Genomic DNA, 23,373 nt, shown 5'->3' with positions numbered 1-23,373 from the left:
GGCGACAAAAGCGGCCGGTGGCGCCGGTAGACTGGGAGCCGGATGGGACAGCCAGACGGCCGCGCGCCACGCAAGTGGCTCGAGGAACGTCCGGGCTCCGCAGGGCAGGGTGGTGGGTAACGCCCACTCGGGGTAACCCGCAGGCCAGTGCCACAGAAAACAGACCGCCTGCATTTCCGGCCCCGGCCGGGGAGGGCAGGTAAGGGTGAAACGGTGGTGTAAGAGACCACCAGCTTCCCGGGTGACCGGGAAGGCTAGGTAAACCCCACCCGGAGCAAGGCCAGACAGGACACGTTCGAGGGCTGCCCGCCCGAGTGTCCGGGTAGGCCGCTGGAGGGTGCCGGCAACGGTACTCGTAGATGGATGGCCGTCGCTCCCTCGCCGGCAACGGCAGGGGAGAACAGAACCCGGCGTATCGGCTGTCCCATCCATAAACCGCGTTTGACCACGCGCGATGCGTCGGGGATCCTGAACCGTGCCCGCAATTCCTGAAACCCGTACCGCACCCGCAGCGGGCGTTCCCGGCATCCGTTCACAAGGCCTGGCGCTCGCCGGATTCCTGGCCCTTTCGGCGCTGGCCTGGCTGCTCTCCTCGGTCCCGATCATCCTCAACTCCGGCGGCTGGTACGCAGGCTCCGTGAAAGCGCCGTGGATGCCGCCGTCGTGGATGTTCCGAGGCACGTGGATGCTGCTGTATGCGGGCGTGGCCACCGCGGCGTGGCTGGTCTGGCGCAAAGGCCGCTTTGCCGGCGGCACCCGCTCCTGGTACGTAGCCCAGTTGCTGCTCAACGCCGCCTGGCCGGTGACCTTCTTCGCCCTGTACCCAGCGCTCGGAGCCGTGGCCCTGTGGGCGGCCTTTGCAGTCATCTGTGCCCTGGCCGCAACCCTCGCGTTCCTGATCCTGAGGTTCGGCCCGGTGGACGCCACCGCCGGCTGCCTGGTGCTGCCGTACTTCTCGTGGCTGGTTTACTGCGCCAGCCTGAACCTGTACTCCGCCATCCACAACTGAGGCGCCCGTCACGGTATCCTTCCGGCGCCGTCCCGCCATGTGAGTGATTTCACGCAGCGCGGGCGTGTTCCCTGGACCGCGCCAAATTAGAATGGATCCCGGACGCAGGAGTTCTACCGCCGAAAATTGCGTCCGCAACCGGCGGTTTTTCTTTGCACGCGATCCAGGTGCCTGGGGGCCATCCCTGCAGGTGCCGGTGCCCCTGGACATCATCAGGTGGCCTACATCCGTGTACGAAGACGTACACGGCTGAACCGAGGAAGGTATTTCTGTGAGCCAGACGTCTGATTCTTGTCTTGATACGTGGATGGGCCGGGAGGCCCTCGCCGAGGCCATGATCCCCGTGATCGGCAGGCTGTACCGCGAAAACAACGTGGTGACCAGCATCCACGGCCGGAGCCTGATCAACAAGTCCACCATGAACATCCTCAAGGCGCACCGCTTTGCGCGCCGGATGAGCAAGGACGAACTGCTCCTGGAGGACACGGCGCCCCTGCTGAACACGCTGGCCGGACTCGAGCTCGGTGCCGCCGCGATCGACATCGCCCGGCTGAACCAAAAATTCAAGGAAGAGGGCAATGGCGCCACCCTTGAGGAATTCCTCCGCGCAGAACTCGCCGAGATCGTGGGCAAGCGGGGCGGCGATGACCGCACCAGCACCGACGTCGTCCTCTACGGCTTTGGCCGGATCGGCCGTCTCCTTGCACGCCTCCTCATCGAAAAGGCAGGCGGTGGCCACGGCCTGCGCCTGCGCGCCATCGTGGTGCGGCGCGGCTCCGACAACGACCTCTCCAAGCGCGCCAGCCTGCTGCGCCGCGACTCCGTCCACGGCTCCTTCGAAGGCACCATCCGCGTGGATGAAGCCGCCAACACCATCACGGCCAACGGCGTCCAGATCCAGGTCATCTACTCGAACGACCCCGCCACGATCGACTACACCGCCTACGGGATCAGCAACGCCCTGGTAGTCGACAACACCGGCCGCTGGCGCGACGCCGAGGGCCTGTCCCAGCACCTGCAAAGCAAGGGCGTGGCCCGCGTCCTGCTGACCGCACCGGGCAAGGGTGAACTGAAGAACATCGTCCACGGCATCAACCACAGCGACATCACGGACTCGGACAAGATCGTATCCGCGGCATCCTGCACCACCAATGCCATCACCCCGGTCCTGAAGGCCATCAACGACAAGTTCGGCGTGGTGCACGGCCACGTCGAAACCGTCCACTCCTTCACCAACGACCAGAACCTGATCGACAACTTCCACAAGGGCGACCGCCGCGGCCGTTCGGCAGCGCTGAACATGGTGATCACCGAAACCGGTGCCGCCAAGGCCGTGGCCAAGGCCCTGCCCGAACTCCTGGGCAAGCTCACCGGCAGTTCCATCCGCGTCCCCACCCCGGACGTTTCGCTGGCCATCCTGAACCTCACCCTTGAGAACGGCACCACCAAGGACGAGGTCAACAACTACCTCCGCGAAATGTCGCTGCACTCGGACCTGCGCAAGCAGATCGACTACATCGATTCACCCGAGGTCGTCTCCACCGACTTCGTGGGCTCCCGCCGTGCCGGCATCGTGGACGGCCTGGCCACCGTGTCCACGGACAAGAACCTGGTCCTCTACGTCTGGTACGACAACGAGTTCGGCTACAGCTGCCAGGTGGTCCGCGTCATGGAAGAGATGGCAGGCGTGAACCCGCCGTCCTTTCCCGCCAAGGAAAGCGCTGCCGCCCTGGCAGCCATCGCAGTCTAGTAACGCTCAGGTCTTTCCCGGCTGGTTCACTGGAATCAGCCGGGAAAGCGGACCACACTGGTGGCATGGACAACGAATCGACACTTCAGCACGAAACCACCCTCGAGCACGCACTCGACGTGGCCAAGGCCAACCATAAGGAAGCCTTGCGCCTGCTGGAACGCGCCAGGGACGCCCATAAGACCGGGGACGTCAGCGATGACCGGGTGCGCCAGCTCGAGAGCCTGCTGGCCGTGGCGGAAGAAGACCTTCGGCGCGTCACCAGGGAACAGTAACCCGGGGCAGCCCCGGGCGCTGTGACCCATCACTCTTCCCCAACAGTGTGGATATCAGTGGCCGGGCGCGCCCTTTGTCCTAGGCTTTTGGGGTGCCCGACTTTCCCTTCCCGGCGTCAGCCCCGTGACCATCAGCTGGTCTGCGTACCGCCGCGCGCGGCGCCGTTCGCGGCAGGCCTGGGTGCTGCTCGCCACCGCCGCCGCAGCCATATTCGTGGCCCTGGTCTGGTTCTTCACCACCGGCCAGTTCGCGGCAGCCGGACCGGCGGCAGATGGCCCCACCGAGGCGCCGGTCTTCGACGCCGCCTGGATGAAACCGGTCCAGGAGCCCAACCCGGTGCCCTCCGGCAGCGCCCTCGCAGCCCTCGACGGCCTGGCCGTGAAAGGCAGGGCGCCCAACACCGGCTACAGCCGTGAGGCCTTCGGACAGGCTTGGCTTGATGTCGACCGGAACGGCTGCGACACGCGGAACGACATCCTTCGCAGGGACCTTGCCGGCGTTGTGTTCTCCGAGGGGTCCTCCTGCAAAGTGACGGCCGGGCACTTCCGGGAACCCTACACGGGCCAGGACGTGGACTTCCGGCGCGGATCCGAGAGCAGCCGCGCCGTCCAGATCGACCATGTGGTGGCCCTGGGTGACGCCTGGCAAAAGGGAGCCCAGCGGCTCACGGCCAAGGAACGCCAGAGCCTGGCCAATGATCCGCTGAACCTCGTCGCAGCGGACGGCGCCGCCAACCAGCAAAAGAGTGCGGGTGACGCCGCTACCTGGCTTCCAAAGAACACGGCAATCCGCTGCCATTACGTGGCCCGGCAGATCTCCGTGAAAGCCGCCTACGGCTTGTGGGTGACGGCGGCAGAGAAAGACGCCATGCGGCGGGTCCTATCCTCCTGCCCCCAGCAGCCCACCATCACCGCAGGCTGACCGGACGCCGCCCGGACACGGTCAGTGGCCAAAGGGGTCAGGGTCCACCCCGGGCATCCAGGTGAGCCCCGGCACGCCCCAGCCGTTCTTCTTGGCCTGCTTCATGGCTTTGCGCGAATACCGGTCCATCAGCCGGTTGACATACAGCTTGCCGTCGAGGTGGTCGTATTCATGCTGGATGACCCTGGCAAACCAGCCCGTGGCCTCGAACCGGACGGGTTCCCCGAATCCGTCGAAGCCTTCCACGCGGGCCCATTCCGCCCGTTTGAGCGGGTACTGTTCGCCCGGGAAGGAAAGGCAGCCCTCTTCCTCCTCGTCGGGGTCGGGAGCAGCGCCGGAGACCTTGGACAGGGTCAGGACGGGATTCACCAGGACGCCGCTTGGGGGAGCGCCGTCGTCGTTTGCGTACTTGTAGACGAAGATCCGTTTGCCGACGCCGATCTGCGGGGCGGCGAGGCCCACTCCGTTGGCTGCGTCGTTGGTTTCAAACATGTCGGCAATAAGGGTGCGCAGTTCGTCGTCGAAAACCTCCACCTCGGCGGCGCGGCGGTGCAGCACAGGCTCGCCCCAGATGGTGATAGGCAGAACAGTCATATCAGTTGTCCTTCGGCTTCTCGGTGTCCCCGGCTGCAATGCATGTACCCGGCTGGGCACGACAAAGGAGGCCGCACCGGATATCCGGTGCGGCCTCCTTTGTTGACGGCTGCATGTGCCGCCCCGTGAGGGTGAGCGACGGGGGTTGAACCCGCGACCTCCTGGACCACAACCAGGCGCTCTGCCAACTGAGCTACGCCCACCATGTGCCTCAAGGGAATTCCACCGTAGCGGCTCCCTGGAAACGCAACTCAAATAGCTTACCTGCTCGGAAGGGGTGCTTTGTCCACTTTCTGCGATTTGGGGCAAAATTTCACCAAACGTGGCGCAGATTACTCTCCGGAGCTGCTTTCGGCAGCGGCATTGGCGATTCCCCTGGCAATCTTCTGGGCGGTGGCGCTGTCAGGTCCCGGGGCGGGGACGAATACGGCTTCGCGGTAGTACCTGAGCTCATCGATGGAATCTTTGATGTCTCCCAATGCGCGGTGGCCGCCCTTCTTCGCCGGCGACTGGAAGTAGGCCCGGGCGTACCAGCGGCGCGAAAGCTCCTTGATAGTGCTGACGTCGATGACCCGGTAGTGGAGGTGCTCCACTACCGCGGGCATGTCGCGGGACAGGAACACGCGGTCGGTTCCCACCGAGTTCCCGCCCAGGGGTGCTTTGCGCGGGTCCGGGACCCAGGCGGAGATGTACTCCATGACTGCTGCCTCTGCTTCTGCCATCGTCTTGCCGTGCGGCAGTTCCGCCAGCAGCCCGGACCTGGTGTGCATGTCCCGGACGAAGTCGGACATCTGGGCCACGGCAGCATCGTCGGGTTTGATGACGACGTCGACGCCGTCGCCAAGGATGTTGAGCTCCGAGTCCGTGACCAGTGCTGCCACCTCGATCAGGGCGTCGTTCTTGATGTCCAGGCCGGTCATTTCGCAGTCGATCCAGACGATTCGTTCGTTAGATATAGGCACCGGACCAGCCTACCGTTACACCTCCGGGCACCTTGCCGATGCTAGGATTTCGGGTACGCGGCGGGTCGCCCTTCCGCCCTGAATCCTGTTCCGGCGGGCCAGCGCGGCTGCCGGGTGAACCGCGGAAAACGCATGAAGATTGGACGATCCTGAGATGACGGCGCCTGTGCCCGCAGCGGGGGAGATGGCGGCGGACGGCGTTGCCGGAGCGGGCAGTGCCGAGGTGGACAATCCACGCTCACCCCTGCTTGCCGGCTTCCTGGGCTCCTTGTCCATGATGATCGGCTCGATTGGCGTGGGCTGGCTGGCTCCCGTTTCGGAGCTGCGCCGCATGCCCGTGTTCATCTGGATGCGGACCGAAGCCCCGGGGGTGGCGCTGTCCATTGTCCTGGTGGCCGTGGGGGGCATGCTCCTGGTGCGTGCCTGGCTGCGGCTCGGGCAGAAAGTCCGAGTGTGGGGCGAACAGGCCCGGCGGGCAACCCTGGCCGCGGTGGTGGCGTGGGGACTTCCCATGATGTTCAGCGTGCCGCTGTTCAGCCGTGACGTGTATGCCTACATTGGCCAGGGGAGGCTGATGGTGGAAGGCTTCAACCCGTACGAAAACGGCATCTCCGCCCTGTCCAACTACTTCCAGCTGGGAGCCGACAAGCAGTGGACCGAAGCCCCGGTTCCCTACGGCCAGCTGTTCCTCTGGATCGAGCAGTTCGTCGTCTGGGTGACCAACGTCCAGCCGGAGGCCTGCGTCATGCTCTTCCGGCTGGTGGCATTGGCGGGCGTGCTGCTCTGCGTCAGCTATGTTCCCCGGCTCGCTGAACTGCACGGCGTGAATCCGCACCGGGCCCTCTGGCTGACGGTGGCCAATCCGCTTTTCCTGACCAACTTCATTGCCAGCGTCCACAACGACTCCCTGATGATCGGGCTGGCCCTGGCGGGCCTGTACTACTCCGCAACCCGGCGCCAGGTCCGCGGCATCGTCCTGGTGACCCTGTCCATCGCGGTGAAGCCCATCACCATTGTCTTCCTGCCGTTCGTTGGACTCCTCTGGGCGGGAAGGAATGCGGGATGGCTGCGGAAAGTGGCATTTTGGGCGCTGACGGCGGGCCTGAGCCTGGCGCTGCTGGCAGCAATGAGCATGGTCAACGGGTTCGGCTTCGGCTGGATCAACGGGCTTTCCGCGCCGGGCAGCATCTCCATCTGGTACGCCCCGGTGGGCCTGATCGGCATGGTGGTTGGGTCGCTGGCCGGCGCCTTCGGTTTTGACGGGTCCGTGCCCGCAGGCTGGGTGTTCGACGCCGGCAAGCTTCTTGCCGTGGCCATCCTTGCCTGGCAGATCCTCAAGGGCGACCATGACCGCCTGATGCGCCGCCTCACGCTCGGCCTGGCTGCCGTGGTGCTGCTGGCCCCCATCATCCAGGCCTGGTACGTGGTGTGGCTGATTCCGCTGTTCGCCGTGACGGGTATTCGTAACGACTGGCAGGTCAAGGCCCTCTACTTCGTGGTGTCCTTCTTCATGATCTACGCCATCTCGGACCAGCTGGATGTCTTTCCCTATCTCCAGACCCAGGACCTGGGCTTCGCCCTTCTGCTGGCCAGGATTGCGGCAGCCCTGACCGCCCTGCTCTTTGGGCTTTACCTGATCTTCTGGGACCGTGGCACCCGCAGGCTGTTCCGGAAGTCGCACGAGCCCGTCGTCGAACGTCCTGTGATCTAGCGGCCGCTACCGTCCGGGGCCGCGGAGCTGATCCTGCGCAGGGCCTCCCGGCGTGACAGCGGGCTCATGGCATCCCGGTGCCGGGCCGCAAACGCCTCAACCCAGTCCGGCGCCCTCTTGGCGTACTCGCGCAGTGCCCAACCGATGGCTTTCCGGATAAAGAACTCCGGATCCGCCAGGTTCGGCTCAATGACGGCGGCGAGCAGCTCCGTGTCCGTGGCTGTTCCCGCGCGAAGCTGCGACGTGATGGCAGCCCTCCGGATCCAGAGGTCCGGGTCCCGGCTCCACTGCCGAAGGAGGGTGGCCATTTCTTCAGGGTGCGCCAGCAGCAGGGAGCAGATCCGGCCGGACACGCCGTCGGCAAAATCCCACCACGCCCCTGTCCGGATAATCTCCTCGTAGACAGGAAGCATGTCCAGGTCGGCGGTCACCAGCCGGTGTGCTGTCAGGTCGATGGCCGCGTACTTTTCCTCGCGGAACATAGCGGCGCGCCACAGGTCGAGCACCGTGGCGCGAAGCTGCGCCGCGGACGCCGGGGGATACGTCCGCGCAGCGTCCGCCGTGATCCGCCGCACGTCGGGAACCCGGACGCCGAGCGATGGAAGCAGGGACTTCATGTAGGCCTGGGCTCCCGCGGCCCGCACCGGATCGGCCATTGCCCGGAGGGCGGCCCTGACGGAGGCGATGAGGTCCTGGTCGGGGGCGGAGTCCATTGGGCAACTTTAACCGGTGGAAAGTGCGTGCGGTGCGGTAGGCTGGTGAGCGCTAACACCCCGCGACGAAGAGGGAACCATGCCCGGAACCGAAGTCCACCTCGCCCACGGACCCTACTCCGCCGTCGTCACCCTTCGGGGCGGGGCGCTCCGCGCACTGCGCCACGGGGACAGGGACCTGGTGGTGGGATTTGGGCCGGACGGTCCCGTGCCCGACTACCGGGGCGTCATCTGCGCGCCCTGGCCCAACCGGCTGGCGGACGGCAGCTACTCCTACGCGGGCATTGGCTATACCGCCGCCGTTAACGAGCCGGAGCGTGGCTCGGCTTTGCACGGCCTGGCCATCCACAGGCCTTGGGAAGTACTGGAAACAGCCGCGGGCCGGGCGGTCCTGGGATGCCGCATTCCTGCCGGCCCCGATTACCCCACAGACCTGGAACTGGCCGTCAGCTACTCCCTCTCCGAAGACGGGCTCCGCGGCGAGGTGCGGGCGGTCAACGCCGGCACCTCGCCCGCGCCGTACGGGGTATGCCCCCACCCCTATCTGGTGGCCGGCCCGTCCCCGCTGGATGACTGGTCGCTGGAACTTCCGGCCGGCTCCTACCTGGAGGTAACCCCTGACCGGCTGCTGCCCGTGGGCATGCGGCCGGTGGCGGGGGCCGCCTTCGACTTCCGGTCAGCGCGGCGGCTGGGACCGGTGAAGATCGACCATGCGTTTACGGACATCGCCCGGGACGGAGAGGGCCTTGCCCGGGTACGGGTGTTGGACCCGTCCGGTACGGGTGTGGAACTCGAGTGGGGCACCGAGTGGCCCTGGGTGCAGGTGCACACCGGCGACAAGCCCGTCGGCCCGGACCGGCTGGGCCTGGCCGTTGAACCCATGACCTGCCCGCCGGATGCCCTGCGTTCAGGGACGGACCTGGTGCATCTGCAGCCTGGCCAGGCACATTCGGCAAGCTGGACCATTCGGGCAGTGGACTAACTGCGGCCGGTCGCAGGGGCTGCGGCGGGGGTATCCGTCCACCCGGCTCGCTGCAGCCAGGCCGCGCACAGCCCGGTCCACTGCCCGGGTCCTGGTTGGTCTGCGGCAAGCCCTAGCCCGTGCCGCCCCTCCGGGAAGACATGCAGCTCCGCCGGAACGCCGGCGGCAAAGAGCGCCCTGGCGTAGTTCAGGCTGTTGCTCACCGGGACGGCATCGTCGTCGGCGGTATGCCAGAGGAATGCCGGCGGTGCCAGGGGCGTGACGTTCAGCTCCGGCGAGAGTGCCCTGAGAAGGGCCGACGGCGGTGCGTCGCCAAGGAGGTTCGCCACCGATCCCGGGTGGGCTTCGTGGGTCAGTGATGCTACGGGGTAGCAAAGAACCGAAAGGTCGGGGACGGCCGCGCGCACGTCCAGATCCGGATTCCCGGTGGCAGCTGCCGTGCTCAGGTGGCTGCCAGGTGGCCGCCGGCGGAGAAGCCCAGGACGCCGACACGCCCCGGGTCGACGGCCAACCCACGTTGTCCACCCCTGATGTGGAGCATGGCTTCCTTTGCGTCCTCCAGGGGTGCCGGGTGCCGGTCAGGGGCAACCCTGTAGCGGAGCACGAAGGCGTGGATGCCCAGCGCTGTCAGCCATTCCGCCACGGGCTCCGCTTCGTGATCGGCCTGCCTGGCATAACCTCCTCCGGGCAGGACCAGGATGGCGGGGCGGTAGCCGGCACCCCCCGGGCGGGCCGGAACTGCCGTCAGTGCCGGCAACGCCATCAGGCGGCAGCTTCGGTGCTGCGCCGCAGCGTGACCTCGCCTGTGATGCCACCGGGGGAGGCGGCTTCCGCAGCGTCGCCGGCGGACCTCGGTCCGGTGGCAAGCGTGGCGAGCCGGCCGATGTCCTCCAGCGGCAGGCGGACCGTGGACAGGGCGGGCCGGAAGTCCCGGAGGGTTTCAATGTCGTCGAAACCGGCGATGGCGGCGTCGCGGGGGATGCGGAGCCCTTCGGACCGCAGGGCCGCTGCGGCGCCGATGGCCATGACGTCGTTGACGGCGAAAATACAGAGTTTTGCGGTGGCGTGCGCGTCGCCGGATTGGGCTGCCTTGATCCGGGCCGCCAGTTCCAGGCCTGCGTCATATCCGCCGGACCGATTGAACGCGCTGCGGAGCACTTCGGCCGGACGGCGTCCGGCCTTGTCCAGTCCCTCCTGGAAGCCGCGGACCCGGTCATCGGAAGTCAGGAGGCCTTCCGGGCCGCCGACGATGACGAAGTCCCCGTCCCAGCTGCGCGCAAGCTCCGCGGCGAGGCGGCCGGCGAGCTCCTGGTTGGGGACTTTCACCACGTGGTATCCCTCCGGAGCCGTTGCGCCGACCACCGGGTGGCCCACCACTGCCACCTGTCCGCCGTTGCGGCAGTACCGGTCGAGTTCGGCTGCCAGCTCTGCGTTGCCTTCCTTGTCTTCATCCCGGCACGAGCGGGAACCTGCGATGACAATCGAGTCCGCCCGGCGGGCGGCAAAGGCTGCCACTGCTTCCCTTTCTTCCGCGGGCCCGCCCCCGGTAGTGGCCAGCAGCACCATCCGGTGCTGTTCCCGCGCGGCTGCCTGCACGCCCCGGGCCACGGCCGCGAAGTAGGGGTCCGCGATGTCGTGGACAATCAGGCCGATGAGGCCGGAGCTGGACTTCGCCAGCCCCTGGGCCTGGGCGTTGGGCACGTAACCCAGCGACTCCGCCGCCTGCCTGACCCGTTCGGCGAAGTCCTCGCCCGGCTTCCGGGCGGAACCGTTAAGCACGCGGGAGGCCGTAGCGGGGGAAACGCCGGCAAGGCGGGCCACCTCGGTAAGGGTACTTGCAGCCACAGCATCTCCTGGTCTCGGTACGGGCTCGAAGGCTAAGCACATTATGGCAGTTCAAACTTCTTCCGGAAAGCGCTTGCCAAGAGAAAGGGCGCGATGCATCATGGATGCAGTGGGAATGCGCTTTCCCAGTTGGCTTGAGTACATTGCTCACTCACCGTGGAGGACACATGGGCTTCGAAACAAAGACGATCCGCATCGCCATGAACGGCATCACCGGCCGGATGGGCTACCGCCAGCACCTGCTGCGCTCCATCCTGCCCATCCGCGACGCCGGCGGATTCACCCTCGAGGACGGCACCCGCGTCCAGGTTGAACCCATCCTCGTGGGGCGCAATGAGGCGAAAATCCGGGAATTGGCAGAGCAGCACAAGGTTTCGGAATGGACCACCGACCTGGACGCCGTGATCAACGACCCCACTGTCGACGTCGTGTTCGATGCCTCGATGACCAGCCTCCGCGCGGCCACCCTGAAGAAGGCCATGCTGGCCGGGAAGCACATCTTCACCGAGAAGCCCACGGCCGAAACCCTTGAAGAGGCCATCGAGCTTGCCCGGATCGGCAAGCAGGCAGGGGTGACGGCCGGTGTTGTCCACGACAAGCTCTACCTGCCGGGCCTGGTCAAGCTCCGCCGGCTGGTGGACGAGGGATTCTTCGGCCGGATCCTTTCCATCCGCGGCGAGTTCGGCTACTGGGTCTTCGAAGGCGACATCCAGGCCGCCCAGCGCCCGTCCTGGAACTACCGCAAGGAAGACGGCGGCGGAATGACCACTGACATGTTCTGCCACTGGAACTACGTCCTGGAGGGAATCATCGGCAAGGTCAAAAGCGTCAATGCCAAGACCGCCACCCACATCCCTGCCCGCTGGGACGAGGAGGGCAGGGAATACAAGGCCACCGCCGATGACGCCTCCTACGGCATCTTCGAACTTGAAACGCCGGGCGGCGACGAGGTCGTCGGCCAGATCAACTCGTCCTGGGCGGTGCGCGTATACCGCGACGAACTGGTGGAATTCCAGGTGGATGGCACCCACGGTTCCGCTGTGGCCGGCCTGAACAAGTGCGTCGCCCAGCAGCGGGCGCATACGCCCAAGCCCGTCTGGAACCCGGACCTGCCCGTCACCGAATCCTTCCGCGACCAGTGGCAGGAGGTTCCGGCCAATGCCGAGCTGGACAACGGCTTCAAGCTGCAGTGGGAGGAATTCCTCCGCGACGTCGTGGCCGGCCGCGAACACCGCTTTGGCCTGCTCTCCGCCGCCCGCGGCGTGCAGCTCGCGGAACTGGGCCTGCAGTCCAACGACGAACGCCGCACCATCGACATCCCGGAGATCACCGTCTAATGACTTCCCTCATCCTTCCCTCCTCCGACGGGGGCACCAGGGAGTACCGCCTGCAGGGTGGCACCACCTGGGCCCGCCCCACCGCGCCACTGACAGCCCGGCGGGCATATGCCGCGGCCCACGTCATTCCCGAAGTACTCGCGGACAACACCCCCGGGGCCCCTGCACGCCTCGACTGGGACGCCACCATGGCGTACCGCCACGAGCTCTGGTCCTATGGCCTGGGCGTGGCCGATGCGATGGACACCGCCCAGCGCGGCATGGGCCTTGACTGGGCCGCCACCCAGCAGCTCATCAAGCGCACCGGTGTCGAAGCAGCCTCGGTGGTTTCGGCCGGCAATGCGGCCACCGTCGGCAAGTCCGTCCGGGACCTCGTCTCCTGCGGTGCCGGCACCGACCAGCTGGAGACTGATTCGCTTCCTGCAGTTGAGGCCGGAATCAAGGCCGTCCTTGAGGCCTACCGCGAGCAGATCGCCGTCGTCACCGAGGCCGGCCCCAAGGTCATCCTCATGGCCTCCCGGGCCCTGGCAAAGGTGGCACGGGGCCCCGAAGACTACCTGACGGTGTACTCCACCCTCCTGCGGGAAGTGGACCAGCCGGTCATCCTGCACTGGCTGGGCACCATGTTCGATCCCGCCCTCGCCGGCTACTGGGGATCGGACGACGTCGCGACGGCCACCGAAACGTTCCTCGGCCTCATCAAGGACAACGCCGCCAAGGTGGACGGTGTCAAGGTCTCGCTGCTCGATGCCGGCCACGAGGTGGCCCTGCGGGCGGCCCTGCCCGACGGCGTCCGGCTCTACACCGGCGACGACTTCAACTACCCGGAACTCATCGACGGCGATGGCAGCCACCACTCCGACGCCCTGCTGGGAATCTTCGCGGCAATCTACCCCGCCGCTTCGGTTGCCCTGCAGAACTACGACGCCGGCAACGCCGCCAAGGCCCGCGAAATCCTCGACTCCACCCGGGAACTGGGCAAGCACATCTTCAGTGCCCCTACGTTCTACTACAAGACAGGGATCGCCTTCCTGTCCTGGCTCAACGGCAAGCAGCCCGGTTTCCAGATGGTGGGCGGCCTGCATTCGGGCCGCTCGGTCTGCCACCTGGCCAGAACCTTTGAGCTCGCGGACCAGGCCGGACTGCTGAAAGACCCCGCGCTGGCGGCCTTCCGGATGTCCGACTACCTGCGCATCAACGGGGTGGGAGTATGAGCGACTTCGCGCGCCTGTCCATCAACAGCGCCACTACCAAAAAGTGGACGCTCGCCCAGGTCGTGGAGGGGTGCGTCAACGCAGGCATTCCCTCGATCGGCCCGTGGCGGGACCGCGTGGAGGAAGCCGGCCTGGACAAGGCGGCGCGCCTGATCAAGGACGCCGGCCTGCGCGTGTCCTCACTGTGCCGCGGCGGGTTCCTCACCGCCGCAGACGCCGAAGGCCAGGCGGCCGCGCTCGCGGACAACCGCGCAGCGATCCTTGAAGCCGTGGCCCTGGACACCCGGGAACTGTTCCTGGTGGTCGGCGGGCTTGCACCGGGGGAGAAGGACGTCGTGGCCGCCCGGCAGCGCGTTGCCGACAGGCTCGCCGACCTGGTTCCCTTCGCCGCCGAACATGGCGTCCGCCTGGTCCTGGAGCCGCTGCACCCGATGTATGCGGCCGACCGTGCCCTGATCTCCACGCTGGGGCAGGCGCTGGACCTTGCAGCGCCGTTCGATGCCGCAACGGTGGGCGTCGCCGTGGACACCTTCCATGTCTGGTGGGACCCGGAACTGAAGGCGCAGATCGGGCGCGCGGGCCGGGAGAAGCGCATCGCCTCCTACCAGGTGTGCGACTTCAACATGCCGATCGCCGCGGACCCGCTGCTGTCCCGCGGGTACATGGGCGACGGCGTGGTGGACTTCGCCACGATCGGTACCTGGGTACGGGACGCCGGCTACACCGGGTACATCGAGGTGGAGATTTTCAACCAGGAGATTTGGGATACGGACGGCAATGCCGTCCTGGCCACGGTCAAGGAGCGGTACGCGGAGCTTGTCCTCCCGTTCGCCTGACCCGGCATAATTCCGCGCCAGCGCAGAGGAGGCCCGGACCGCGGACGGTCCGGGCCTCCTCTGCGCTGTGGCCTCAGGCGGACAACGAGGCGAACCGGCGGTACCTTGCCAGCACAGCGCCGTCGTCCTTTTTCTCTGGGAGGTCGACGGCGCCTGCCGCCCAGGTGGGGAAATGTCCGGTGAGTGCCGCCGCGGCCTGGCGCGCGGCGCCGTCAGCCACGTACTCGCCCGGCTGCGGCACCGTGACACGGGCCCCCAGCAGGCGTGCCGCTACGTCCTGCACAGCGGCGGACTGGGCGCCCCCGCCCACCAGGAGGATCCGCTGGGCGGACACCCCCTGCTCCTGCAGGGCCGCCAGGCCGTCCGCCAGGGAACAGACCACGCCTTCGACGGCGGCGCGCGCCAGGTTGGCGGCGGTGTAGTTCGCCCGCGTAATGCCGTGCAGGGAGCCGGTGGCATCCGGCAGGTTGGGGGTCCTTTCCCCATCGAAATAGGGGACCAGGGTAAGGCCGCCGGAACCGGGCCCGGCGGACATTGCCAGCCGGTTGAACTCCGCCAGGTCGACGCCCAGCAGGGCGGCGGTGGCATCGAAAACGCGCGTGGCGTTCAACGTGCACACCAGCGGAAGGTAGTGCCCGGCTGCATCGGCGAACCCGGCCACCAGCCCTGAGGCATCTGCCGCCGGCGAAGCGGAAACCGCGAACACGGTGCCGGAGGTGCCCAGCGACATCACCACGTCGCCCAGCCCGGCACCTGCCCCCAGGGCGGCGGCCGCATTGTCCCCGGCGCCTGCCCCCAGCAGGGCACCTGCCGGCGTCCATCCGGCCGCCTCCAGTGGGCCCAGCACCCGCGGAAGGACTGGAAGGTGGCCGAGCGCGGCGGAAAGGACATCGGGAAGGTACCGGTCCTCCGCCGTCGAGTAATACCCGGTGCCCGACGCATCCGAACGGTCGGTGGCCAGTGCCGCCAGTCCTTCCCTGCCACTGCCTGGACCGTGGCCTGCGAGCCGCCAGGTGAGCCAGTCATGCGGCAGGCACACGGCAGCGACCTGGGCGGCGTTCTCCGGTTCGTTCTCCGCGAGCCAGCGCAGCTTGGTCACCGTCAGCGAGGCGACGGGGACGGTCCCCGTCGCCCGGGCCCAATAAGCCGCGCCAACGGCAGGGTCCCCGCCGCCGGCTTGTGCGATGAGTTCCGCGGCTGCGCCCGCGCTGCGGGTGTCGTTCCACAGCAGTGCCGGCCGGACCACCGTCCCGTCCGCGTCCAGGCAGACCATCCCGTGCTGTTGGCCGCCGACGGAGATGGCGGCCACGTCATCCAGGCCACCGGCATCCGCGGCGGCCTTGAGCAGCGCCGTCCACCAGTGGTCGGGGTGGACCTCGGTGCCTTCCGGGTGCCCCGCCCTGCCCTCCCGGACCAGTTCCCCGGTATGGGCATCGCGGATGACCACCTTGCACGACTGGGTGGAGCTGTCGATGCCTGCGACAAGCACCATGGCCTAGCGGGCGCCCAGGAGGTGTTCGATGGCGAGCTGGTTGAGGCGCACGAAGGCGAAGGAGCGCTCGGCGGCCTTGTCGGCGTCGAAGTCCTCGAAGGCGGCGGCGTCGGCCAGCAGGTCGGCGGTCGTTTCGCCGGCCTTGAGGGTGGGCTCGCCAAGTTCGAAGACGCCGGAGGTTTTGAGGGCTTCCTGTACCTGCGGGTCAGCGCGGAACGCCAGTGCACGTTCCTTAAGGAGCAGGTACATGGCCATGTTCGCCTTCGCGGACTCCCATACGCCGTCGTAGCCGTCGGTGCGGGAGGGCTTGTAGTCGAAATGGCGCGGGCCGCCGTACTTGGGGCCGCCACCCGGGAAGCCGTTCTCCAGCAGGTCCACCGTGAAGAAGGCGCTCGTGAGGTCGCCGTGGCCGAAGACGAGGTCCTGGTCGTACTTGATGCCGCGCTGGCCGTTGAGGTCGATGTGGAAGAGCTTGCCTGCCCAGAGGGCCTGCGCAATCCCGTGGGTGAAGTTCAGCCCAGCCATCTGCTCGTGGCCGGTTTCGGGGTTCAGTCCAACGATGTCGCCGTGCTCGAGCTGGGCGATGAAGGCCAGGCCGTGGCCGACCGTGGGCAGGAAGATATCGCCCCGTGGCTCGTTCGGCTTGGGCTCAAGCGCAATGCGCAGGTTGTAGCCCTTCTCCTTGATGTAGCCGGCAGCGGTGTCCACGCCTTCCTTCATCCGGTCCAGGGCGGCAGCGAGGTCCTTGGAACCGTCGTACTCGCTGCCTTCGCGGCCGCCCCACATGACGAACGTTTCGGCACCAAGTTCAGCAGCAAGGTCGATGTTCCGCAGGACCTTGGACAGGGCGAAGCGGCGGATGGAACGGTCGTTGGAGGTGAAGCCGCCATCTTTGAAGACGGGGTGGCTGAACAGGTTGGTGGTGACCATCGGAACCTTCAGTCCGGTCTCAGCCAGGGCTGCACGGAAGTTCTTCAGGATCAGCTCCCGCTCCGAAGCGGAGGCATCGAACGGGACCAGGTCGTTGTCGTGGAACGTAAGGCCATAGGCGCCCAGTTCGGCCAGGCGGTGTACGGCCTCCACCGGATCCAGGGCGGACCGGGTGGCCACGCCGAACGGGTCGGCACCGGTCCAGCCGACGGTCCAGAGACCGAAAGTGAACTTGTCAGCGGGGGTGGGGGAAAGAGTCATGATGCGTCCTTGCGATCAGGTGCCTGCGGAATTGCGAGGCATTAGTTCATTGCCTGAACTATATGGACGGACGTAGGGTGGGGTCAATAGTCCGGCAGGCAGGCCGCCGGAAAAATTTGGCGGAAGCGCCGGACCGAGGAGCTGTGTGATGGTGATGCCGGCGCCGGCAATGCCCGGACCCGGAGGGTCTGCCCCCGGAAACGTGGGGGATGTGCGCCGCAGCAACCTGGCGCTGGTGCTGGGGGCGATTGCCGAGTTCCCGCCCGGCGCCCGCCCCAGCCGCGCCCAGGTGGCCGGAGCCACCGGATTGACCAAGGCCTCTGTGTCCAGCCTGGTGCTGGATCTCCTGGAGGCCGGGATCATCCGTGAAATCGGCCTGAACCCGCAGGGCCGCGGCCGGCCGGGGGTTGGGCTGGAACTGAGCCCTGCCCGTGCGGTCATGGGTATGGAGGTCAACGTTGACTACATCTCTGCAGCCGTGGTGGACCTTGCCGGAACGGTGCTGCTCCGCGAGGTGCAGGAACGTGACAACCGGAACAGCCCGGACCGGCCGGTCCTCGCCGCGCTCGCAGTCCTCGCCGCAAGGGTGCGCAGCGCCGCAGGGGAGCGGGGGGTCGAGGTCCTGGGCGGAGGGCTGGCGGTGCCCGGCCTGGTGGACCCGGCCGCTGCGCGGGTGTTGGCCGCTCCCAACCTGGGCTGGATCGATGTGGACCTCGACCTGGACGCCCTGTTGCCGGAAACCGCACTGGGGGTTGCGCTGTTCAACGAGGCCGATGCTGCCGCCCTGGCCGAACTGCGGCACCGCCCGGACGGCGCATCAAACTTCCTCTTCGTCTCCGGCGAGGTGGGCGTAGGCGGCGGGATCGTCATTGGTTCTGAGCTGTTTACTGGCCCCGGCGGCCACGCCGGCGAAGTGGGGCACATTGTGGTGGACCCGGACGGCGGCCGCTGTTCGTGCGGAGGCACCGGTTGCCTTGAGACGGCGGCGGGACAGGACGCCATCCTCTCCGCCGCCGGCCTGGCAGCTGACGGGGGCTCCCGGTCGGCCGCCATGGCCGCACTCCTGCGGGCGCTGGAAGCCGCGGAGCCCGGGGCGGTAGCCGCCGTCGAGCATGCGGGCCGCTGCCTGGGGATCGCACTGGCTTCAACGGCCCGGGTGGTCGATATCGATTCGGTGGTCCTCGGTGGCCACTTCGCGGTCCTGGACCCCTGGTTGCGGGAACCCTTGCTGGAGAGTGTAAAGACCTACGCGCCGGGCAAGTATGCGCCGGAGGCCATCACGATGTCCGCAGTGGGGGAGTATGGCGCCCTGCTGGGGGCCGCCGGCAGCGTGATCCGGTCCCTGGTGGAAGCCCCGCACCGGCTGAGCGCTTAGCAACAGATGCACGATGCCCCGGTCCAAAGACCGGGGCATCGGCCACCAGGGTGCCCCAGGAGGGAATCGAACCCCCGACCGGCGGATTAGAAGGCCGCTGCTCTATCCCCTGAGCTACTGAGGCATCAGCTTCCGGCCTGCAGGCCGGCGCCTCAAAAAGTTTACATTGCCCCGGCTGCCGGCGGCGTCATCCGGCCTCCACTGTTCCTCCCCACGTGGCGGGCTGGGGCCTGTTGTCCACATACGGGAACCCGTGCCTCCCCGCCGCCGGCATCCGGGGTGATGCTGGTCATGCCTGCTACAGGCGCCACCATCCAGACAGGACGTAGACATGAGCGAAACGATTACCATCCGGGGCTTTGTTGCCACCGAGATCACGAGTTCCACCACGCCAGGGGGAGTGGCAACAGCCTCCTTCCGGCTCGGTTCCACCACGCGCCGGTTTGACCGGGAATCCAAAACCTGGGGCGACGGGCACACCAACTGGTTCACCGTGCAGGGCTACCGCAACCTGGCCGGGACCCTGGGCTGCAGTATCCGGAAGGGCCAGCCGGTCATCGTCGTGGGCAAGCTGAAGATCCGCACCTGGGAGAAGGAAGGCCGGGTCTACCACTCCACCATCATCGATGCCGAGGCCGTGGGGCACGACCTTGCCTTCGGGTCGGCGAACTTCATCCGGACCGCGTCCAGGCCTGCGCTGTCCCTCGTGGAGCAGCCCCAGTCCCCGGAGGATGGCCCTGTGGTGGACCCTGACCTTGACGAACCGGAGGACCGCGAGGACGGGCATCCCGAAGAGCACGGCGTCGCGGCGGTGGTCATCGAGGACAACGACGGCGGCCTCGCGTCCCTTGACCTGGAAACCGGGGAACTCGCCGAAGTCTAGGAACACGCATCAGCTATCGACGTTCCCCGTTCAGTCCCGGGCGGACGGATTGGCAGCACCCCCCCGGCTGCCGTCCGTCCGCCCGCCAGGACATACTGCCCCGTCCTGTGCCGTGGATGGCCACGGCCGGTCGCGGCGGCCGCGCCACCCCGGTCGTGGAACAATGGCACCATGCGTCCCACCCCTTACCGCCGGCAGATATACCGGGCCGGTGCAGCGCTGACGTGCGCCGCCCTGGCCGCACTCTTGGCAGGGTGTGCCGCAGGTCCTGCCGCAAACAGCCCTTTAGTTGGCGGCAGTGAAGGATCCTTGACGCCGACGGCGGCAGCGCCCGCACAGCCGTCGGGTGCAGCCCGGGAGGGCAGTACGCCCGCCGGGGAAGCGATGGCCAACACGTCCGGCGGTGCGACGTCCGCTGCAGGCACCGCGGCCACCGACAACGTCAAGCGGACTGTCACCGATACGTTGGCGAAACTTGCAACAGGGACGCCAAAACCGGCTACGGCGCAGGTCAGCGACGCGTTGACGGGAGCGGGCATCGCGCCGGCGGCGCTTCAGGTCTCGCAGAGCCGCACGCCCACCGGATTGGAGGCGGATGCCATTGAGGCTGCGGTGCTGCAGGGGAAAGACTGTGTCATCGGCCAGGTGCGCGAAGGTGCCGTGACCGTCACAGTGCTTCCGGTCCTGGCCAGCGGCAAGTGCTTCGTGGGCTCCTGATCCCGCCGGCATTCCGGCCGCAAATGTGAGATCTGCCCGCCAACCCACTAGATTTGAGACCATGGCGGAATTTATCTACACAATGACCAAGGCCCGTAAGGCCGTTGGCGAAAAACTCATTCTTGATGACGTAAGCATGTCCTTCTTCCCGGGCGCCAAGATTGGTGTTGTGGGCCCAAACGGTGCCGGTAAGTCCACCATCCTCAAGATCATGGCCGGGCTGGACACGCCCTCCAACGGTGAAGCGAGGCTGAGCCCCGGCTACAGCGTGGGAATCCTGCTCCAGGAACCGCCCCTCAACGAGGAAAAGACCGTCCTGGGCAACGTCCAGGAGGGCGTGGGCGAGATCTACGGGAAGATCCAGCGCTTTAACGAGATCTCCGAGGAAATGGCCAGCCCCGATGCTGACTATGACACCCTCCTCGAGGAAATGGGCAAGCTGCAGGAAGCCATCGACGCCGCCGATGCCTGGGACCTCGACTCCCAGCTGGAGCAGGCCATGGATGCCCTCCGCTGCCCCCCGGCCGACGCCGATGTCACCAACCTTTCCGGTGGCGAGCGCCGCCGCGTGGCCCTCTGCAAGCTCCTCCTGCAGAAGCCGGACCTGCTGCTCCTCGACGAGCCCACAAACCACCTGGATGCCGAGAGTGTCCTGTGGCTCGAGCAGCACCTGTCGAGCTACCCCGGCGCCGTCCTCGCCGTCACCCACGACCGGTACTTCCTGGACCACGTGGCGGAATGGATTGCCGAAGTTGACCGCGGCCACCTGTACCCGTACGAAGGCAACTACTCCACCTACCTGGAGAAGAAGCGCGCCCGCCTCGAGATCCAGGGCAAGAAGGATGCCAAGCAGGCCAAGCGCCTCGCGGAGGAACTTGAGTGGGTCCGCTCCAACGCCAAGGGCCGGCAGACCAAGTCGAAGGCCCGCTTGGCCCGGTACGAGGAAATGGCCGCGGAAGCGGACCGCACCCGCAAGCTTGACTTCGAGGAAATCCAGATCCCGCCGGGACCGCGCCTCGGCGGACTGGTCCTGGAGGCGAAGAACCTCCAGAAGGGCTTCGAGGACCGTGTCCTGATCGATGGATTGTCCTTCAGCCTGCCGCGCAACGGCATCGTCGGCGTCATTGGTCCCAACGGTGTGGGCAAGTCCACCCTCTTCAAGACCATCGTGGGCCTGGAACCGCTCGACGGCGGCGAGCTGAAGATCGGTGACTCGGTCAAGATCTCTTACGCGGACCAGAGCCGCGGCGGCATCGACCCCAACAAGACCCTGTGGGAGGTCGTTTCCGACGGACTCGACTTCATCCAGGTGGGCAACGTGGAGATGCCGTCCCGCGCCTACGTGGCAGCCTTCGGGTTCAAGGGCCCGGACCAGCAGAAGAAGGCGGGCGTGCTCTCCGGTGGTGAGCGCAACCGCCTGAACCTGGCCCTGACCCTCAAGCAGGGCGGAAACCTGCTGCTCCTCGACGAACCCACCAACGACCTCGACGTCGAAACCCTCAGCAGCCTGGAAAACGCGCTGCTCGAGTTCCCCGGCTGCGCCGTGGTGGTCTCGCACGACCGCTGGTTCCTGGACCGGGTGGCCACCCACATCCTGGCCTACGAAGGTGACGAGGAGAACCCCTCCAAGTGGTACTGGTTCGAAGGAAACTTCGAGTCCTACGAGGAGAACAAGGTGGAGCGTTTGGGCCCCGACGCTGCCAAGCCGCACCGCGTCACCCACCGCCGCCTGACCCGCGACTAACAGCGCGGAACCCCGCGCGGCACGCAGAAGGCCGGCACCCGAAGGAATTCGAGGGTGCCGGCCTTCTGCGTGCCCGGTACTTCACGGTGCCCGGGATGTCAGGCGCCCCCGGGACCGGTGGGAATGCGCACCATCCCCTCCTGCGCCACCGTGGCGACGTGCTGGCCCTCGCGGTTGAAGATCTTGCCCGTTGCCAGGCCGCGTGCCCCGTGGGCGCTGGGGGATTCCTGGACGTAGAGCAGCCACTCATCAACCCGCGCCGGCCGGTGCCACCACATGGCATGGTCCAAGCTGGCAACGTTCATGCCCGGAGTGATCCAGCTCAGTCCGTGCCGCCGGAGGATGGATTCGAGCAGCGTGTAGTCGCTGGCGTACGCCAGGGCGGCGCGGTGCAGGTTGGCGTCATCCGGCATCGGCCCGAACGTCTTCATCCACACGGCGTTGCTGGCCTCCCGCGGACCGGCCGCCGAAACATACAGGGCGGGGTTGACATGCCGGATGTCGAAGGGCCGCTCGTAGGCCCAGTGGCGTGCCACCGGATGGTCGAACCGGCCGAGCAGGTCCGCCGTGCTGGGCAGGGATTCGGGGTCCGGGATTCCGGCCGGCATTTCCGAGGAGTGTTCGATTCCTTCGTCGTCGCCCTGGAAGGAGGCGATCATGGACAGGATGGGCACGCCGTCCTGGTAGGCGTGGACGCGCCGGGCGGAAAACGACCGGCCGTCGCGGAGCCGCTGCACCCCAAAGGTGATCGGCTTGTTGGCGTCACCGGGCCGCAGGAAGTATCCGTGCATGGAATGGACAAACCGGTCCGGATCCACCGTCCGGATCGAGGCCACGAGCGACTGGGCCAGCACCTGTCCGCCAAACACCCTGTGGTGCGGCTGCTTCTGCGACGGGCCCAGGAAAATATCCTCATCCGTGCGGGCGCCCTCAAGCTCACCAAGGTCCAGCAGTTCGATCAGCGATGAGGTGGGGTCGCCGCTGGGCGGCGCCAGCAGTCCGGCTTCGGCTTCAGTCATGGTCCGACTCTAGACGGCGCCCCGCAAACCACTCAACCGGAGTGCAGCCGGTAGTGTTCTAGGTGTGTCTGAACTACTCACTTCGTCCTTCCGTTTCGCCGATCCACGCGATCTGGCCGACCTGAAGACCTTCGCCACCCGGGCCAGAGCCATTGACGACGGTGCCATCCGCCTGCAGGCTGCCGGCTCCGTCCTGGCCGCCTACGTGTGCGTCCTGCGGCCCCGGCTCCTGGGCGAAGCGACCCCCACCATCCTGGGCCTGCGCACCATGGCGCTGGCGGAGCCTTCCGGAACGGATGTCACCGTGGCGTTGTCATCTGTCCTGGACAGGCTGGCACGTGCGGGGGAGGACGACGTCGAGTTGCCGGTTCCGCCCACCACGGTGACCGAGTCCTGGACGGGTGTTGGCGCCCCGCGGGGCGGTTGGGAGCTGTTGGGGTCCGTCAGCGACGCCCGACTCCGTGCGGCAGCGGAGGCGGGTATCGCCGAGGTGGCCGGCATCGTGCCGGACAAGCCGGGGGCGCTGATCGTCAACAACGCCCGGGCCGCGGTTTGGGGACGGGAACTGGACGACGCCGGCCTGCCCGCCGGTGCGGCGTTCGCTGCCTTCGCGCTGGGGTTCCTGGGGGACGGGGACCAGAAGCTTTACCGGGCGGGCCGCTGGTTCCGGCTTACCGGACCCCGCGGCCACGTCCTGGCGCGGACCGGCAGCGGCCTGCCCTAGGTGTACTCAGTCAGTAGGTTGGTTGCACCTGCTGATGGGTGGTTTGCCTCCGAGGCCGCCGTGGGGCCGGTGGTTGTT

20 protein-coding genes, 2 tRNA genes, 1 other RNA gene and 2 pseudogenes are annotated in these 23,373 nt (G+C 67.2%); 15 read left to right on the top strand and 10 right to left on the bottom strand.

From position 1 onward, the window contains the following. Positions 1-43: 43 nt before the first annotated feature. The 5 genes from rnpB to PV772_RS20445 all read left to right on the top strand — a co-directional run bounded on the left by rnpB (position 44) and on the right by PV772_RS20445 (position 3,956). Positions 44-431: RNase P RNA component class A (rnpB, locus tag PV772_RS20465), an RNA gene on the top strand. Positions 432-475: 44 nt separating this feature from the next. Further along, positions 476-1,009 (top strand): TspO/MBR family protein, encoded by a 534-nt coding sequence (locus tag PV772_RS20460; RefSeq protein ID WP_347887378.1) that lies wholly within the window; start codon positions 476-478, stop codon positions 1,007-1,009. Positions 1,010-1,280: 271 nt separating this feature from the next. Beyond that, on the top strand, positions 1,281-2,759 hold the full coding sequence (locus PV772_RS20455) for a glyceraldehyde-3-phosphate dehydrogenase (protein WP_141181745.1): 1,479 nt from the start codon (positions 1,281-1,283) through the stop codon (positions 2,757-2,759). Between the two features lie 65 nt (positions 2,760-2,824). Next, positions 2,825-3,034: a hypothetical protein gene (locus tag PV772_RS20450; RefSeq protein ID WP_141160190.1), complete on the top strand. Its 210-nt coding sequence runs from the start codon at positions 2,825-2,827 to the stop codon at positions 3,032-3,034. 124 nt (positions 3,035-3,158) lie between these two features. Further along, positions 3,159-3,956 carry an HNH endonuclease family protein gene (locus PV772_RS20445; RefSeq protein ID WP_141160191.1) on the top strand — a complete coding sequence of 266 codons (798 nt, stop codon included), beginning with the start codon at positions 3,159-3,161 and terminating at the stop codon, positions 3,954-3,956. A 21-nt stretch (positions 3,957-3,977) separates the two neighbouring features. On the opposite strand, the gene def is transcribed toward PV772_RS20445, so the two are convergent. The 3 genes from def to orn all read right to left on the bottom strand — a co-directional run bounded on the left by def (position 3,978) and on the right by orn (position 5,512). Further along, entirely contained in the window at positions 3,978-4,550 is a 573-nt protein-coding gene (gene def / locus PV772_RS20440; RefSeq protein ID WP_141181743.1) for a peptide deformylase, read from the bottom strand. Positions 4,551-4,680: 130 nt separating this feature from the next. Further along, a tRNA-His gene (locus PV772_RS20435) sits at positions 4,681-4,753 on the bottom strand. 129 nt (positions 4,754-4,882) lie between these two features. After that, positions 4,883-5,512 carry an oligoribonuclease gene (gene orn, locus PV772_RS20430; RefSeq protein WP_141160193.1) on the bottom strand — a complete coding sequence of 210 codons (630 nt, stop codon included), beginning with the start codon at positions 5,510-5,512 and terminating at the stop codon, positions 4,883-4,885. Between the two features lie 154 nt (positions 5,513-5,666). Between orn and mptB the strand changes: the two genes are divergently transcribed. Next, entirely contained in the window at positions 5,667-7,223 is a 1,557-nt protein-coding gene (mptB, locus tag PV772_RS20425) for a polyprenol phosphomannose-dependent alpha 1,6 mannosyltransferase MptB (RefSeq protein ID WP_347887377.1), read from the top strand. Here mptB and PV772_RS20420 read toward each other — a convergent pair. Then, positions 7,220-7,936 (bottom strand): DNA alkylation repair protein, encoded by a 717-nt coding sequence (locus PV772_RS20420; protein ID WP_347887376.1) that lies wholly within the window; start codon positions 7,934-7,936, stop codon positions 7,220-7,222. The genes mptB and PV772_RS20420 overlap by 4 nt on opposite strands. A gap of 79 nt (positions 7,937-8,015) precedes the next feature. Here PV772_RS20420 and PV772_RS20415 point away from each other — a divergent pair, with 79 nt between their 5' ends. Then, entirely contained in the window at positions 8,016-8,918 is a 903-nt protein-coding gene (locus tag PV772_RS20415) for an aldose 1-epimerase family protein (RefSeq protein WP_307356176.1), read from the top strand. Here the strand turns inward: PV772_RS20415 and PV772_RS20410 are convergent. Both PV772_RS20410 and PV772_RS20405 read right to left on the bottom strand, forming a co-directional pair. Next, positions 8,915-9,681 (bottom strand): annotated as a pseudogene (locus tag PV772_RS20410) (alpha/beta hydrolase). The gene PV772_RS20415 and the pseudogene PV772_RS20410 overlap by 4 nt on opposite strands. Further along, a complete protein-coding gene (locus PV772_RS20405; RefSeq protein WP_347887375.1) occupies positions 9,681-10,763 on the bottom strand; it encodes a LacI family DNA-binding transcriptional regulator in 1,083 nt (360 codons plus the stop codon). Before PV772_RS20405 ends, PV772_RS20410 begins: the two are co-directional and overlap by 1 nt. 167 nt (positions 10,764-10,930) lie before the next feature. Here PV772_RS20405 and PV772_RS20400 point away from each other — a divergent pair, with 167 nt between their 5' ends. The 3 genes and pseudogenes from PV772_RS20400 (at position 10,931) to PV772_RS20390 (ending at position 14,150) form a co-directional block, all read left to right on the top strand. Then, entirely contained in the window at positions 10,931-12,100 is a 1,170-nt protein-coding gene (locus PV772_RS20400; RefSeq protein WP_307356181.1) for a Gfo/Idh/MocA family oxidoreductase, read from the top strand. Then, positions 12,100-13,314, top strand: a pseudogene (locus PV772_RS20395) (dihydrodipicolinate synthase family protein); the annotation flags it as partial. The gene PV772_RS20400 and the pseudogene PV772_RS20395, both read left to right, overlap by 1 nt. Next, positions 13,311-14,150 (top strand): sugar phosphate isomerase/epimerase family protein, encoded by an 840-nt coding sequence (locus PV772_RS20390; protein ID WP_141160200.1) that lies wholly within the window; start codon positions 13,311-13,313, stop codon positions 14,148-14,150. The pseudogene PV772_RS20395 and the gene PV772_RS20390, both read left to right, overlap by 4 nt. A 73-nt stretch (positions 14,151-14,223) precedes the next feature. On the opposite strand, the gene xylB is transcribed toward PV772_RS20390, so the two are convergent. Further along, the gene (xylB, locus tag PV772_RS20385) at positions 14,224-15,642 is read right to left on the bottom strand and encodes a xylulokinase (protein ID WP_141160201.1); all 1,419 of its coding nucleotides are present in this window, start codon (positions 15,640-15,642) and stop codon (positions 14,224-14,226) included. Positions 15,643-15,645: 3 nt separating this feature from the next. After that, a complete protein-coding gene (xylA, locus tag PV772_RS20380; RefSeq protein ID WP_347887374.1) occupies positions 15,646-16,833 on the bottom strand; it encodes a xylose isomerase in 1,188 nt (395 codons plus the stop codon). Positions 16,834-16,981: 148 nt separating this feature from the next. Between xylA and PV772_RS20375 the strand changes: the two genes are divergently transcribed. After that, a complete protein-coding gene (locus PV772_RS20375) occupies positions 16,982-18,208 on the top strand; it encodes an ROK family protein (protein WP_307356189.1) in 1,227 nt (408 codons plus the stop codon). Positions 18,209-18,259: 51 nt separating this feature from the next. On the opposite strand, the gene PV772_RS20370 is transcribed toward PV772_RS20375, so the two are convergent. Then, positions 18,260-18,332 (bottom strand) — tRNA-Arg (locus tag PV772_RS20370). Between the two features lie 207 nt (positions 18,333-18,539). On the opposite strand from PV772_RS20370, the gene PV772_RS20365 reads away from it, so the two are divergent. The 3 genes from PV772_RS20365 to ettA all read left to right on the top strand — a co-directional run bounded on the left by PV772_RS20365 (position 18,540) and on the right by ettA (position 21,552). Continuing rightward, positions 18,540-19,091 (top strand): single-stranded DNA-binding protein, encoded by a 552-nt coding sequence (locus PV772_RS20365; RefSeq protein WP_141181733.1) that lies wholly within the window; start codon positions 18,540-18,542, stop codon positions 19,089-19,091. 171 nt (positions 19,092-19,262) lie between these two features. Next, the gene (locus PV772_RS20360) at positions 19,263-19,808 is read left to right on the top strand and encodes a hypothetical protein (protein WP_141160205.1); all 546 of its coding nucleotides are present in this window, start codon (positions 19,263-19,265) and stop codon (positions 19,806-19,808) included. 61 nt (positions 19,809-19,869) lie between these two features. Beyond that, positions 19,870-21,552 (top strand): energy-dependent translational throttle protein EttA, encoded by a 1,683-nt coding sequence (gene ettA, locus PV772_RS20355; protein ID WP_347887373.1) that lies wholly within the window; start codon positions 19,870-19,872, stop codon positions 21,550-21,552. A 98-nt stretch (positions 21,553-21,650) separates the two neighbouring features. On the opposite strand, the gene PV772_RS20350 is transcribed toward ettA, so the two are convergent. Continuing rightward, on the bottom strand, positions 21,651-22,571 hold the full coding sequence (locus PV772_RS20350; protein ID WP_307356198.1) for an acyl-CoA thioesterase II: 921 nt from the start codon (positions 22,569-22,571) through the stop codon (positions 21,651-21,653). Positions 22,572-22,635: 64 nt separating this feature from the next. Here PV772_RS20350 and PV772_RS20345 point away from each other — a divergent pair, with 64 nt between their 5' ends. Further along, the gene (locus PV772_RS20345) at positions 22,636-23,295 is read left to right on the top strand and encodes a hypothetical protein (protein ID WP_347887372.1); all 660 of its coding nucleotides are present in this window, start codon (positions 22,636-22,638) and stop codon (positions 23,293-23,295) included. Positions 23,296-23,373 lie beyond the last annotated feature (78 nt).

Source organism: Pseudarthrobacter sp. CC12 (assembly GCF_039907755.1).
GTDB lineage: Bacteria > Actinomycetota > Actinomycetes > Actinomycetales > Micrococcaceae > Arthrobacter > Arthrobacter niigatensis.
The sequence above is the reverse complement of the archived record's forward strand: the minus strand, read 5'-3'. Positions and strand labels throughout refer to the sequence as shown.